17 protein-coding genes are annotated in these 13,195 nt (G+C 34.7%); 7 read left to right on the top strand and 10 right to left on the bottom strand.

What is annotated here, in order from left to right; genetic code table 11:
- Positions 1-3: 3 nt before the first annotated feature.
- On the bottom strand, positions 4-1,347 hold the full coding sequence (locus NST14_RS07395; protein ID WP_000454133.1) for a TrkH family potassium uptake protein: 1,344 nt from the start codon (positions 1,345-1,347) through the stop codon (positions 4-6).
- A gap of 1,121 nt (positions 1,348-2,468) precedes the next feature.
- On the opposite strand from NST14_RS07395, the gene NST14_RS07390 reads away from it, so the two are divergent.
- Positions 2,469-3,704, top strand: coding sequence for a dicarboxylate/amino acid:cation symporter (locus tag NST14_RS07390; RefSeq protein ID WP_212957305.1), 1,236 nt, complete (start codon positions 2,469-2,471; stop codon positions 3,702-3,704).
- 22 nt (positions 3,705-3,726) lie between these two features.
- Here NST14_RS07390 and NST14_RS07385 read toward each other — a convergent pair whose 3' ends face one another.
- Complete coding sequence (locus tag NST14_RS07385; protein WP_000184931.1) at positions 3,727-3,882, bottom strand: hypothetical protein; 156 nt, start codon at positions 3,880-3,882, stop codon at positions 3,727-3,729.
- A gap of 136 nt (positions 3,883-4,018) precedes the next feature.
- Positions 4,019-4,438 carry a MarR family winged helix-turn-helix transcriptional regulator gene (locus NST14_RS07380; protein ID WP_000081435.1) on the bottom strand — a complete coding sequence of 140 codons (420 nt, stop codon included), beginning with the start codon at positions 4,436-4,438 and terminating at the stop codon, positions 4,019-4,021.
- Between the two features lie 162 nt (positions 4,439-4,600).
- On the opposite strand from NST14_RS07380, the gene NST14_RS07375 reads away from it, so the two are divergent.
- Both NST14_RS07375 and NST14_RS07370 read left to right on the top strand, forming a co-directional pair.
- Positions 4,601-5,032, top strand: coding sequence for a YrvL family regulatory protein (locus NST14_RS07375; RefSeq protein WP_229142929.1), 432 nt, complete (start codon positions 4,601-4,603; stop codon positions 5,030-5,032).
- A 33-nt stretch (positions 5,033-5,065) separates the two neighbouring features.
- Positions 5,066-5,653 (top strand): thioredoxin family protein, encoded by a 588-nt coding sequence (locus tag NST14_RS07370; RefSeq protein ID WP_001997033.1) that lies wholly within the window; start codon positions 5,066-5,068, stop codon positions 5,651-5,653.
- Between the two features lie 29 nt (positions 5,654-5,682).
- Here NST14_RS07370 and uppP read toward each other — a convergent pair whose 3' ends face one another.
- The gene (gene uppP, locus NST14_RS07365) at positions 5,683-6,474 is read right to left on the bottom strand and encodes a bacitracin resistance undecaprenyl-diphosphatase (protein WP_000796248.1); all 792 of its coding nucleotides are present in this window, start codon (positions 6,472-6,474) and stop codon (positions 5,683-5,685) included.
- 187 nt (positions 6,475-6,661) lie between these two features.
- Between uppP and NST14_RS07360 the strand changes: the two genes are divergently transcribed.
- The 3 genes from NST14_RS07360 (at position 6,662) to NST14_RS07350 (ending at position 8,438) form a co-directional block, all read left to right on the top strand.
- The gene (locus tag NST14_RS07360) at positions 6,662-8,023 is read left to right on the top strand and encodes an MATE family efflux transporter (RefSeq protein ID WP_000665528.1); all 1,362 of its coding nucleotides are present in this window, start codon (positions 6,662-6,664) and stop codon (positions 8,021-8,023) included.
- A gap of 73 nt (positions 8,024-8,096) precedes the next feature.
- On the top strand, positions 8,097-8,270 hold the full coding sequence (locus NST14_RS07355) for a hypothetical protein (RefSeq protein WP_000343560.1): 174 nt from the start codon (positions 8,097-8,099) through the stop codon (positions 8,268-8,270).
- Between the two features lie 18 nt (positions 8,271-8,288).
- Positions 8,289-8,438, top strand: coding sequence for a hypothetical protein (locus NST14_RS07350; protein WP_000744620.1), 150 nt, complete (start codon positions 8,289-8,291; stop codon positions 8,436-8,438).
- 63 nt (positions 8,439-8,501) lie between these two features.
- Here NST14_RS07350 and NST14_RS07345 read toward each other — a convergent pair whose 3' ends face one another.
- On the bottom strand, positions 8,502-9,020 hold the full coding sequence (locus NST14_RS07345) for a hypothetical protein (RefSeq protein WP_000820144.1): 519 nt from the start codon (positions 9,018-9,020) through the stop codon (positions 8,502-8,504).
- Between the two features lie 78 nt (positions 9,021-9,098).
- Here NST14_RS07345 and NST14_RS07340 point away from each other — a divergent pair, with 78 nt between their 5' ends.
- Positions 9,099-10,001, top strand: a complete 903-nt coding sequence (locus tag NST14_RS07340; protein ID WP_000378997.1) for an aminoglycoside phosphotransferase family protein — start codon at positions 9,099-9,101, stop codon at positions 9,999-10,001.
- A gap of 2 nt (positions 10,002-10,003) precedes the next feature.
- Here NST14_RS07340 and NST14_RS07335 read toward each other — a convergent pair whose 3' ends face one another.
- From NST14_RS07335 to amaA, 5 genes are all read right to left on the bottom strand, one after another.
- Entirely contained in the window at positions 10,004-10,165 is a 162-nt protein-coding gene (locus NST14_RS07335) for a hypothetical protein (RefSeq protein ID WP_000651089.1), read from the bottom strand.
- Between the two features lie 98 nt (positions 10,166-10,263).
- A complete protein-coding gene (locus NST14_RS07330; RefSeq protein WP_000544556.1) occupies positions 10,264-11,037 on the bottom strand; it encodes a hypothetical protein in 774 nt (257 codons plus the stop codon).
- Positions 11,038-11,061: 24 nt separating this feature from the next.
- Complete coding sequence (locus NST14_RS07325) at positions 11,062-11,508, bottom strand: flavodoxin (protein ID WP_000041156.1); 447 nt, start codon at positions 11,506-11,508, stop codon at positions 11,062-11,064.
- Positions 11,501-11,677 carry a hypothetical protein gene (locus tag NST14_RS07320; protein WP_000929012.1) on the bottom strand — a complete coding sequence of 59 codons (177 nt, stop codon included), beginning with the start codon at positions 11,675-11,677 and terminating at the stop codon, positions 11,501-11,503. The genes NST14_RS07325 and NST14_RS07320 overlap by 8 nt, the downstream gene beginning before the upstream one ends.
- A gap of 274 nt (positions 11,678-11,951) precedes the next feature.
- Positions 11,952-13,121: an N-acyl-aliphatic-L-amino acid amidohydrolase gene (gene amaA / locus NST14_RS07315; protein ID WP_000376382.1), complete on the bottom strand. Its 1,170-nt coding sequence runs from the start codon at positions 13,119-13,121 to the stop codon at positions 11,952-11,954.
- Between the last annotated feature and the right edge of the window lie 74 nt (positions 13,122-13,195).

Genomic DNA, 13,195 nt, shown 5'->3' with positions numbered 1-13,195 from the left:
ACCTTATCCTGTAAATACATCTTCTGACGGATATTTAATTTTTTGTTTTGCTGGTCGCGCTAAAGAAAATACAAGTGTTAACGGTCCGATTAATCCACAAAACATAACAAACATAATCATACATTTTCCAAACGCTGATAACTTTGCAGTAATTCCCATCGTTAATCCTACTGTTCCAAACGCTGAAATTGTTTCAAATAGTAACTGAATAAAACTGAAGTCTTCTGTAAGCATTAACATAAATACTGCTGCAAAAATAAGGATTTGACTAGCAACGGCAATTGCTAATGCTCTCGTTACTGTCGACATTTTAATTGTGCGCTGAAATAATACGATTTCCTCTTTCTTTCTAAAGAAAGAAAGAACAGATGTAACTAAAATAACAAACGTTGTTAATTTAATCCCTCCACCTGTTGATACACTTCCTGCACCAATAAACATTAAAACCATCGTAAATAATATAGATGATTCTTCCATTCCCCCGTAGTCAACTGTATTAAATCCAGCCGTACGAGGAGTAATCCCTTGGAAAAAAGAAGCCCATAACTTTTCATTTAACGGTAAATTCCCTAACGTCTTCACATTATTATATTCCAATACAAAAATCACAATCATCGCTATCACATTTAGCGCTACCGTTCCAATAATCATGATTTTGGAATGAAGCGATAGTTTTCGAAAACTCCGGCTATACCATATATCAATTAGTACGGTAAATCCGAGACCGCCTATTACGATTAAAGAGCAAATCCCAATATTAATAATCGGATCGCCTACATACCTTGTTAAATTATCCGGCCATAGAGCAAATCCAGCATTATTATAAGATGCGATCACGTGAAAAATACTATAGTATACACCTTTTCCAAAGCCAAACTCTGGAATAAAACGAAATGATAAAAAGATGACTCCAATAAACTCAATACAAATTGAAAATATAAAGACACGTTTTACTAATTTTACGAGACCACCTATATTTGTCTGATTAAATGCCTCTCCAATTAATAAGCGATGACGTAATCCGATTTTTTTACCTAATACCCAAACAATTAAAATGGCAATTGTCATAAGACCTAAACCGCCCGTTTGAATTAAAAACATAATTACAATTTCGCCAAACATCGTAAACGTACTTGCAGTATCTACTACTCCCAATCCCGTTACAGTTGCTGCTGATGTTGCCGTAAAGAAAGCATCTACCCAACTAATATGTACTTTCGTTGCGAATGGTAACTTTAATAACAAACCGCCAACCACAATTAAGCAGAAAAAACCTAATGCTAATATTTGTGGTGGATTTAATCGTATAATACGATTATACAGCCTTTGTCTTTTTGTTACTTCCATATTCACTAGCTCCCTTTTTCCCCTCATAACTAAAGGCTTATAAAAAACCTTAAATAGCAGGATAAACCTTATATTCTTATAATATAGTTGAGCATAATCCTTTTTTTCATAGTTTTCAACTTTTATTTATACTCGAACTTCACTTCATTTATGAAAAGACTCTTTCTATTATAAATACCCTTACTCTATAACTCTCACAACAATCATTTTATATGTATCATTGCTTAAATCCTCATACCTTTCACTGTATGTTCACATAGGGGTCACATCTATCTTTTATAGTATATGTATCGGAGCTGTTCCTCCCTAATTTATAAGACATTCCCCAGTGTCTTGAACAGCTTTCCATCCCTAATTAAATTGACATAAATTGTCCCCTTCCTTTGGCCATCCTGCGTGATGGTCTTATTTTTTGTCTTTTTATCTTCTATTTAAAACTCCCTCTCTCTTTCACTCTATGTTCACACGGGCGTCACATCCACATTTTATAGTATATGTATCGAAGTTGTTCCTCCCTAATTTATAAGACATTCCCCAGTGTCTTGAACAACTTCCATCCCTAATTAAATTGACATAAATTTGTCCCCTTCCTTTGGCCATCATATGTGATGGTCTTATTTTTTGTCTTTCTATCTTCTATTTAAAACTCCCTCTCTCTTTCACTCTATGTTCACACCCCGGTCACATCTATCTTTTATAGTATATGTATCGAAGTTGTTCCTCCCTAATTTATAAGACATTCCCCAGTGTCTTGAACAACTTCCATCCCTAATTAAATTGACATAAATTGTCCCCTTCCCTAGGTCATCCAATGTGATGGCCTAATTTGTTTTTCAAATACAAAATGTAATCCTCTCTACATTAAAATAAAGTGAAACTTTAATCAGTGGGGAGTTTTTCATCCCCCACTGATTATTAGTTGAACCAATCGGACTTTTATGGGCAGCCCGACCCCCACCTAACTTCTTTGCTTTCGCTGAATCTTGAGGTGGGGGTCTTACTGCCCATTAAAGCGGGATAAATATTTTGTACAAAATATTCAGAAAATATTGTCAAAATAGGTATTTTTTCGGTACAATTAATGTAGAAAGCTATTTTACAAAAAATAAGGGGGGATTTTATTGAAACAAACAAAAGCAATCTTACTTGCATTATTTCTCGGTTTAGTTGTCGGACTCACTTTAAATTTAGCTGCACCATCCATTTTTGAACCATTAAATCAATATGTGTTCAATCCACTTGGTCAATTGTTTATTCGCCTCATTAAAATGCTAGTTGTCCCTGTTGTATTCATTTCTATCGTACTTGGAGCTGCTGGTCTTGGAGATCCGAAGCAACTTGGAAGAATTGGTTTAAAATCAATTTCATTCTTTCTTGTAACTACAGCCGTTGCCATCTCTATTGCAGTTACATTTGCACTGATTATACAACCAGGATCTGGTGGTAATTTTAAAACCGAAGGGCTTAAATATGAAGGTGCAAAAACCGAAACATCTTTCGTCGATACATTGCTAAATATCGTACCAGATAATCCAGCAAAAGCGATGGCTGATGGAAACATGTTACAAATTATTGCCTTTGCCGTATTAATTGGACTTGGTATAGCTATTTTAGGAAAACGTGTCCAAGGTATTCATTCATTACTTGAACAGGGCAACGAATTAATGATGTATCTCGTTAATCTCGTTATGAAATTAGCTCCAATCGGAACATTTGGGTTGCTTGCTTCATCCGTTGGTAAAATGGGTCTTGCAGGCGTCGCTGCGATGTTCAAGTATATGATTGTCGTTATGCTAGTACTTATTATTCACGGTGTCTTCGTATATGGTGGCTTATTAAAAGTATTGGCAAAAGAAAGCATTGTCCGTTTCTTTAAACATTTCGGACCAGTAATGGCGATTGGATTTAGTACATCTAGCTCTAATGCATCTCTTCCATTTGCAATGAAAACCGCACAAGAGAAGCTTGGTGTTCCAAAAGCAATTAGCTCTTTTGTACAACCACTAGGTGCAACAATTAATATGGATGGTACTGCCATTATGCAAGGTGTAGCAACTGTATTTATCGCTCAAGTATACGGCGTTGAACTTACTATTTCCCAACTAGCTGTAGTCGTATTAACTGCTGTACTAGCTAGTATCGGCACTGCTGGTGTACCAGGTGTTGGGCTTGTAATGCTGACGATGGTTTTAAATCAAGTAAATCTACCGGTAGAAGGTATTGCCTTAATTATCGGTATTGACCGCATTCTAGATATGTCAAGAACAGCTGTAAATATTTCTGGTGATGCAATTTGCGCAATGATTGTCGCAAAATCAGAAGAAAAATATAATACAGATCAATCTGCCGCATCTTAAATCAAAAAAGGAGTGAAATGATTCACTCCTTTTTTGATTTACTTCCCTTTTTCGAACGATATTCTTTTCCTTTATTATCGTTACCAGTTTCAAATTCTGCACTAAACTCTTGTTGAAATTGCCCTGATTTCGGTGAGCCTTGATTTCCGCTCCCTTTACTACCATTTCGATTTGTCATATTTCTGCCCCCTTCCTTTATTAGTAGTATGTTACATATTTTCTTTTTTATAATCTTTTACATACGAAAAAAGACCTTCCTCATATAAGGAAAGTCTTTTTTTTCGAAGTGTAAGCGTTTTCTTACTTGTAATAACTTAAATAAGTTTTTTAGAAATAGATATCATTATATTCATTTCTTCTTCTGAAAGCGTAGAAAATCTTTCTTGTAAATATTGTTTTTTCGCATCTTCCATTTTCGCAACTAAATCTTTTCCTTGTTCAGTAATCTCCAAATATACAACTCGGCGATCTGACGTAGAACGTGAACGAGTTACAAAACCTTTATTAATTAATTTTTCTGTAACAGCTGTAATATGACTATTCGACACATTTAATTCATTCGCTACACGTGATACCATTTCTTTATTCGTACGATTCAATATTCTAAGGACGATGAACTCATTCCACGGTATGTAACCACCAAATATTTTTCCAATATCATTACGCAACGTGCGGAACATAGCAAAAACATTTGTCGATAGTTCTTCCATTAATTGCTCTCGATTTTGAGACAACTTTGACAGCCCCTTTTATTTCATTTAGTTAAATAAAAACCTTATTAATAATTCTACATGAAATCTTACTTTTTGTCACCTTATTTTCCCATAATTCGTAGTTTTTTAATAGATATTTCATGATAAAATGAAGTTGAATTTCCAAAAAAAGGAGTTGGGATAGTGGGTGAAGAAGACAAATTTTCGAATTTCAATCTAAAAGATAAAACTTTGATCATTGGTTTTGTTATTCTGTTCCTCATTGTAATTTTTGCATTTATATTTTATATATATGTAGGAATCTTTCATATTACTGGTGTAGAGTATCGATCGCGCACTGCCTTACTTCTATTTTTTTTATTAATTACTTTCTTAGACGGTATTATATTTTTCATCTTCGTTTTCTTCAAGGCACTGCTATATCCAATGACACAAAACATGCCAAATTGGCTTTCTATTACTCTTTTTGCAATCATTGAAATTACGCTAGATTGGTTCGTCATTCATACCGCTGACGATTGGATAGAGAGCGTGCAACTATCCAACATAGCTGAATTATGTGTCGTACTATTCTTTTTCCTATTAAGTAAATTATTAAGTGACAAGAAAGAGTAAGAATACAAGCTTTTCTATATAAAAATTGGTACAATGAAAACAAATCATACTAAAGAGGTGTTACTTATGAACTTACAAAAATGGGCTGATAAAGGTATGTCCTTTGATACATATGTGAATGAAATGAAAGTAAATCAATACGAGCTACTGCACATTTACAATAATTTTTTAATTCCAAATGAATTACTTCCTGTATTAGAAGAACGTCAAAATGATGGCTGGCGTGTTATCGTATTAACAGCTGATTGGTGTGGCGATGCTCTTTTATGCGTGCCTGTTATGAAACGAATTTCTGAAGTTGCAAATATTGATATGTCATTATTAATTCGCGATGAAAACTTAGAATTAATGGATCAATATTTAACAAACGGAACAGCACGTGCGATTCCAATCTTTATTTTCATTGATAAAGATGGAAACGAACAAGCCGTTTGGGGACCACGTGCTCCAAAAGTACAAGAGTTAGTAACTTCAATGCGCGCTACATTGCCTGAAAAAGAAGATCCAACATTCGAAGAGAAACAAAAAGAAATGTACGCTAATTTCCGTGCCACATTAGCTGATGACACTTCTCTTTGGGAACATGTAATGGAAAGCATGATGGAAAAAGTAGTAAAATAAAAAAACTGCCGAACTCGGCAGTTTTTTTATTACATAATGAAGAAATAGAATACCGCAGCTAAAATGAAACGGTAGTAAGCAAACGGTGTTAGTTTTACACGAGATAATAATTTTAAGAATGAAACAATTGCAAGCATTGCAACAACGAACGCCGTAATAAATCCTGTTGCAAATAGCGGTATATCAGCCGCACTTAATATATCCCAGCTTTTAATTAAATCTAAGCCACTTGCAGCTACCATCATTGGTACTGCTAAAATGAATGTATATTCAGCTGCCGCTGTATGTGACACGCGAGCTAATAAACCACCACTTATTGTAGAACCAGAACGAGAAAATCCTGGCCAAAGCGCTAAACATTGGAACATTCCGATTGTAAATGCTTGCTTATATGTGATTTCATCTAATGTTCTTGCTGTACTTGGTTTTGAAAACTTCTCAGCAACAATCATTAAAATACCACCAGCCACTAAACTAATGACAACTGGGCCTGGCCCAAATAAAACTTCTTTAATCGCACTATGGAACAATACGCCAAGTACGCCGGCAGGAATCATTCCGATAATAATATGTAATAAATTTAACGATGGTCCGTCTGTTACTTTCCCTATACCTACTAAAGACCATAGACGCTTCCAAAATATAACTACAACTGCTAAAATCGATCCCAATTGAATAACAACTTCGAAAACTTTCGCTCTCTCATCGTCAAATCCAAGTAAATGACCTGTTAAAATCATATGCCCTGTTGATGAAACTGGTAAAAACTCTGTTAAACCTTCAACAGCACCCATGATTATTCCAATTAACCAATCAGCCACGAGTAGTGCCTCCTTAATAACTAATAATATGTAATTTTTTCATACCTTACCATAATACCTTATCCCCTTTCAAAGTGCATCCTTTTTTATAGTCAAACCGTAGTTTTAATAAGCTTATTCCTTTTCTATTTTTTGATTAAATTGTATGATAGTAAGAGTTTTCTTTTTTACGTAGAAAGGGGATTTTATGAAAGAAACTAGTACATTCTCACAAAAATTAAAGCAATTTGTATTACTATTTTTCCCGATTTTTGTTACGCAAATGTCATTATTTGCAATGAGCTTTTTTGATACAACAATGTCAGGACATGCAAGCCCTATTGATTTAGCAGGGGTTGCTATCGGAACGAGTATATGGATTCCAGTTAGTACGGGATTAACAGGTATTTTGATGGCTACAACTCCAATTGTTGCGCAACTCGTTGGATCTAAGAAAAAAGAAGATGTTCCCCAAGTCGTCATACAAGCAGTCTATTTAGCAATTTGCGCTAGCTTCGTCGTTATGCTTATTGGATTTTTCGCTGTTACACCCATTTTAAATGGCATGCGATTAGAAGAACCGGTAGAACGTATTGCAGCACAATTTTTAAGTATTATTGCAATGGGAATTATTCCTTTATTTACTTACACTGTTTTACGTGGATTTATTGATGCATTAGGAAAAACTCGCACAACGATGATTATTACGTTACTATCATTACCTATTAACGTAATATTAAATTATGCATTAATTTTTGGGCATTTCGGTTTTCCAAAACTCGGTGGTGTCGGAGCAGCAATTGCTTCTGCAGCAACCTATTGGTGCATTTTAATTATTACCGTTATGATTATTCGTACGAAAGAGCCTTTTGCATCTTTCCATATTTTTAAACAGTTATATCGCCCTTCTCTTTCTAGTTGGAAAGAGTTCTTAAAACTTGGCGTCCCTATCGGATTTGCTATCTTTTTTGAAACGAGTATTTTCGCTGCAGTAACACTTATGATGAGTAATTTTAGTACGACAACAATCGCAGCTCATCAAGCAGCTATGAACTTCGCTTCCTTGCTATATATGACTCCTTTAAGTTTAGCAATGGCCATGACCATCTCTGTTGGATTTGAAGTTGGAGCGAAACGATATAATAACGCAAAACAATATGGATTTATCGGGATTGGCTTAGCACTTGCATTCGCCCTATTATATTCCATTCTTCTTTACTTCTTTGATGATGAAATTGCTTCTATTTATACGACAGATATACAAGTTCATCATTTAGCAAAAGAATTTCTTATATTTGCGATTTTATTTCAAATCTCAGATGCAATTGCAACTCCTGTACAAGGGGCACTACGTGGTTATAAAGATGTAAATGTCGCCTTAATTATGACATTAATCGCCTATTGGGTAATTGGTCTCCCTCTCGGTTACATATTAGCAACCTATACTGATTGGGCAGCAAAAGGATATTGGATCGGTCTTATTATCGGTCTAGCATTTGGAGCAACCTTCCTCCTTATCCGTCTCTTTCAAGTTCAGAGAAAATATACAACGCAAAACAGCCGCTCATAATATAGCGGTTGTTTTCTTTATGCATATTTTTTCTTGTAACGTATAACATAATGAAAAAGAAAGGTGGATACATATGGACGAAAAAGAAAAAAAGCAATCATTCGACGAAGAATTCGCCCCTGAAATTTCACCTGGATATCGGCAAGATGTACATAAACAACCTAAATATAAAAACACTTCGTTTTTAATGGGGATTACCATTTTTGCCGCTGTATTGCTTGTGCTTATCATTTTCGTTTATTTTTGATGGAAGGTGATTTATTATATGAAGAAACAAAATTCCAATCGTTCAAAAAGAATTGTGAAAACAGAAAAAGGGTATGCAGGTGATTCGGTTCTTACTCAGAAACAAGTCGAGCAAGGAAATTTATATATTGCTCAAAAAGAACTTGGTCAACAAAATGAAAATCTTTAAAATCCCTCAAAGAACTGGGGGATTTTTTATACCGCTATTTATGGTACTGGTTCATATTTCTCTTTATTGTACGTACTGTTTTTGTTCTAATACCTTAAATGTATGATTAACCTTTACAATTTTCATTTCATAATTCAATTTCATTTCGCTTCTCTTACCATTTTCAGTACCCGCCACGTACGCTACAGTTTGATAGAGAAAACTTCCATCCGTCACTTCACGTATCTCCTCGTTTATAAATTTATACTCTAAATCCTGAAAACGATTTGGATAATAATTTTTCATTAATTGTTCATACCCTCTATTTAAAAATAGTTCTTCACCTTTTCGTTTCACATCTTCTTTATTAGTAAACTCAAAAACTGATAGTTGCTCGGTCACAAAATGTTCTCCTACCTTTTTCATTTCATTATGAGTTAAAGTTTCTATACCTTTGTTTTTTAATTCCTTATTTAATCCGTACTGATCAATCGGTTTATAGCCCGCAAAAACCTCTTCTTTATATGACCAAAACAATCCAAAAGCGATACAGGGAGAAGTGATTAATAGTCTTTTCTTTATAACACTCCCGCCCCTCTTCATAATGATAATTATATTTTAACATATAGAAAGAAAATTCTGATATCATAAAGTGGAATAACTTAGAAACGAGGAACAATTATGGACTCTTACAAACAATATATAAAAGAAGCTTTGCCTAATCTTTCTATACATTCCTATAAACAAAATGAAGAAGGATGGGATAATGTAGCGATTATAGTAAATGATGAGCTGCTGTTTCGTTTCCCGCGAAAACAGGAATATGCAATGCGAATTCCGTTAGAAAAAGAACTGTGCACAATTCTCACTCAATCACTACAAGAAATCGAAGTTCCACAATATCACCTAATTTATACAAATGAATCTGATGAGGTTCCTCTTTGTAGCTACTATACTCTCATTCATGGTGAACCGTTAAAAACAGAAATAGTTGCGAACTTAGATGAAAAAGAACGAAAAATAATTATTACACAATTAGCTACTTTCCTTGCGGCTCTACATAGCATTCCTCTAAAAAGTGTTACAGCGTTAGGGTTCCCTACCGAAAAAACACTTACCTACTGGAAAGAGCTACAAACTAAATTAAATGAGTATGTTACTAACAGTCTAACTTCGTTCCAGAAATCAACCTTAAACCGTTTATTCGAGAATTTCTTTGCCTGTCTAGCTACATCCAAATTTCAAAATACAATCATTCACGCTGATTTTACACATCATCACATTTTATTTGATAAACAAAATAAAACCATTTCAGGAATCATTGATTTTGGTGATGCTCAAATTGGAGATCCTGCCTTTGACTTTGCTGGGCTATATGATGATTTCGGACATGAATTTACTACATCAGTATATGAACAATACTGTACACTTACTTCACACCATGATCCATTACTCATTCACCGCATCACGAGTTTTTATCAATACAGTCCTTTACTACATAATATAATTTATAACTTTGAAACAAAGAATGAACTTGAATTTTTAGCTGGTATAGAACAACTGAAAGCAATACTACAGGGATGAGATTACATTCTCTCCCTATATTCTCTCTCCTCATATAACATTAACTTTTTATCCATTTCAACAATGACTTTATACAGTTGAAATGCCTGTAAAATTTGCAGTTGAATTCCAAAAGGGGCATTCTGTTCTTTTAACCATTGAAATACTTTCGTTTCATCTTTCATTGATTATTCCTCCCTTTATTAAAATCTGCTACAAATATACGGTACATGATGAAAAGCTTTTCATGTCAACAACAAAAAAGGATGCAAATTTGCATCCTTTAATGTACGATATTTTTCTTCTGTTTCGCTTCTTTCTTTACTTCTTCCCCTTGGCATTCACTACGAAATGCACAACTTATACACTCAGAACGAAAATGACGCTCTGTATAATGCTCTGGTTGCTGTAACATTTCTTTCATTCTAGATAAATGAGCCATTCCAGTTATAATATCTTCCTGTTTCGGAGTGTAGTCATACTTAGTTCCTTCTATTAAATTAATAACTTCAATTTTCCCTGGAAGAATGCCAAAAGCTTTATAACTAAATACTGTCATTAGCTTTTGACAAAGAGCAAGCATTTCCTCATCCGCATCGACAACATACTTTTTAATTACAAACGACTCAGTACTCCACTCACCAACTTCTAATGTCAATGACATGTGGACACCTAACTCTTCCATATATGTTTGAAATTTTTCATATAAAAATAATGGTGGTGTCTGACTATCATCTCTTTCAACAAACTGTAATAAGTGATCCGTTAGCTTCGCTAACACAATGTAATACTCCATCTTCGAAGCAAACATATTCACCCTTACTTTTTTCCAATACTTTTCTATTAATATTAAAAGTACAATTTTCGTTTGTTGGCCTGCCGGTAATGTGTAATATTCGTTAATAATTCGATTCACAATCATTTGTGCGATTTGTTGCCATTCAAACGAAGAAGGTTCTCTTCTTTTGATATGACGAAAATAAAATTTATGTGGACAACGCATAAAATCATACAAATGATAATCTGTCATCGTTTTAATTGCGATTTTCTCATGCACTTGCTCTTCATCTCCCTTCTGCCATTAAGAAAGGTGTTTTACAAATTCAGCTCCAAACTGTAAACATTTTTCTACATCTTCATCTTCTGGCGTTAATTCTACTTTTAATCCTTCTGACACAACTTCTGCCCCGCGTTCTTTTAGCTTTTCTATTAAAATGTCAACTGCCACGCCATATTTTGGATAAGCTGAATCACCTGATCCGAATACTGCCGCTTTTTTCCCAGTTAAATCAATAGAATCCATTGCGTCATAAAAATCTAAGAAATCATCCGGAAGGTCACCATCTCCCCAAGTGTATGCACCTAAAATAATTCCATCATACTGTTCTAATATAGAAGCTTCTGGTGAATCCATAATATCAATCACTTCAATTTCATTTTCAGTTTCACGAATCACGCCGGCAATATGATCAGCCATTTCCTCTGTATTTCCACTCATACTTGCAAAAATCATTACTAACTTACTCAACTGAACCTCTCCCCTTACTTTGTATCTCTTTTTCTGTTTGAATGCTCTTCTTCTCATCTACATATTCCGAACGAATTACATTTCGTTGCCATTCCATATGCTGATCAACTTCTTTATTTTTATCTTTTAATCCCCTCCGTAGAAGGTGAAATTTTTTTCTCATTAACATGTCGCATCCATCCTATTGATAATAATTATCAATTTCAACTATTTTTAGATTAATTGATATTGATTATCACTGTCAACAACTTTTTTTAAAAAATGATTAAAATGTACAAGCTTGTCCGTTAGCTATTCATATACTATAAATGAGCATAGTTCTTTCTCAGCCCTCTCTGACGGAAAGAAATAAAAGCAACTGCGATAGAGCGCAGTTGCCTTTTTTTATCCCACTTTAATGGGCAGTAAAACCCCCACTGATTAAAGTTGCACTTTATACTTTTCTATGATTTCAATAATCTCATTGTTGTTTCTAAAAATAATTCCACTCCATAAATGAGAGCTGATTCATCTACATCAAATTTTGGATGATGATGCGGGTAGCAAGTATCTATCTTTTTATTACCAGTCCCTAATTTAATAAAACAACCAGGTGCTTTTCTTAAATATGCCGAAAAATCTTCTCCTCCCATAGAAGGTTCAAGCTTCACAACACGCTCATTTCCAAACAAATGTAGTGCACTTTCTTCTACTACTTTCGTAATATATTCATCATTAATAACCGGATCATATCCATATCGATACGAATATGTATACGACCCTCCATGTGCTTCTGTAATTCCTTTCACGATTTTCTCAATTTTCTCTTCTGCTTCCAACCTTAATGCTTGATTAAATGAACGAACAGTGCCCATTAAAGTTGCTGCACTAGGAATAATATTATCAGCCATTCCCCCATGAAACTGCGTAACTGAAACGACTCTTTGCATGAAAGCACTTGTATTTCTTGATACAATATGTTGTAGATTTGTAATAATCTGCGCTCCGATAGCAATAGGATCTATCGTTTCCTCCGGCCTCGCCGCATGTCCCCCTTTCCCTTGAATTTCAACTGTAAATACGTCTGGTGCCGCCATCATCGGCCCATACGCAATGCCTATCTTTCCGCTCTCAAGTCCTGACATAACATGTAAACCTATTACATAATCAACACCGTCCATTACACCTGCCTCAACCATTTCTTGTCCCCCGCCGGGATATACCTCTTCTGCGTGCTGAAAAAATAGACGAATCTCCCCTGCAAAATCTTCCTTTATATTTGACAGTACTTCTGCTGTCCCCAACAAAATAGCTGCGTGAGCATCATGTCCACATGCATGCATTACACCTTTATTCACAGACGTATAAGATTTACTCGTCTCCTCTTGAATTGGCAGAGCATCTATATCAGCTCGAATCGCAACTACTTTCCCTTGTTCCGTTCCTCTTTTAATTGCTAGTACACTATACTTCGTCGGTCTCGTTACTTCAAAAGAAGAAAATGTGCATAATGTATCATATATAAATTGTGAAGTTTCTTTTTCATGAAACGATAATTCTGGATACTTATGGAAATATCTTCTCCATTTCACGATATTTTCTTCCGAAATTAGATTCTTCCACACTCTATCCATGATAATTTCCTCCTTTTTAAAAGGGCTAGAAATGTAAAAGTTTACTTTGTCTCGAATGACTCATAAGCACAAAT

Origin of the sequence: Bacillus sp. FSL W8-0519, from assembly GCF_038005585.1 — a bacterium.
Lineage (GTDB): Bacteria > Bacillota > Bacilli > Bacillales > Bacillaceae_G > Bacillus_A > Bacillus_A paranthracis.
Note: the sequence above shows the minus strand (reverse complement) of the source record. Positions and strands in the feature narration are given on the sequence as shown.

Coding starts and splice junctions, on each gene's coding strand:
- NST14_RS07345 (WP_000820144.1), bottom strand. CDS start 9,020: ATGAAGAGGGGCGGGAGTGTTATAAAGAAAAGACTATTAATCACTTCT.
- amaA (WP_000376382.1), bottom strand. CDS start 13,121: ATGGATAGAGTGTGGAAGAATCTAATTTCGGAAGAAAATATCGTGAAA.
- NST14_RS07340 (WP_000378997.1), top strand. CDS start 9,099: ATGGACTCTTACAAACAATATATAAAAGAAGCTTTGCCTAATCTTTCT.
- NST14_RS07370 (WP_001997033.1), top strand. CDS start 5,066: ATGAAAACAAATCATACTAAAGAGGTGTTACTTATGAACTTACAAAAA.
- NST14_RS07385 (WP_000184931.1), bottom strand. CDS start 3,882: ATGACAAATCGAAATGGTAGTAAAGGGAGCGGAAATCAAGGCTCACCG.
- NST14_RS07350 (WP_000744620.1), top strand. CDS start 8,289: ATGAAGAAACAAAATTCCAATCGTTCAAAAAGAATTGTGAAAACAGAA.
- NST14_RS07320 (WP_000929012.1), bottom strand. CDS start 11,677: ATGTTAATGAGAAAAAAATTTCACCTTCTACGGAGGGGATTAAAAGAT.
- NST14_RS07355 (WP_000343560.1), top strand. CDS start 8,097: ATGGACGAAAAAGAAAAAAAGCAATCATTCGACGAAGAATTCGCCCCT.
- NST14_RS07395 (WP_000454133.1), bottom strand. CDS start 1,347: ATGGAAGTAACAAAAAGACAAAGGCTGTATAATCGTATTATACGATTA.
- NST14_RS07335 (WP_000651089.1), bottom strand. CDS start 10,165: ATGAAAGATGAAACGAAAGTATTTCAATGGTTAAAAGAACAGAATGCC.
- NST14_RS07360 (WP_000665528.1), top strand. CDS start 6,662: ATGAAAGAAACTAGTACATTCTCACAAAAATTAAAGCAATTTGTATTA.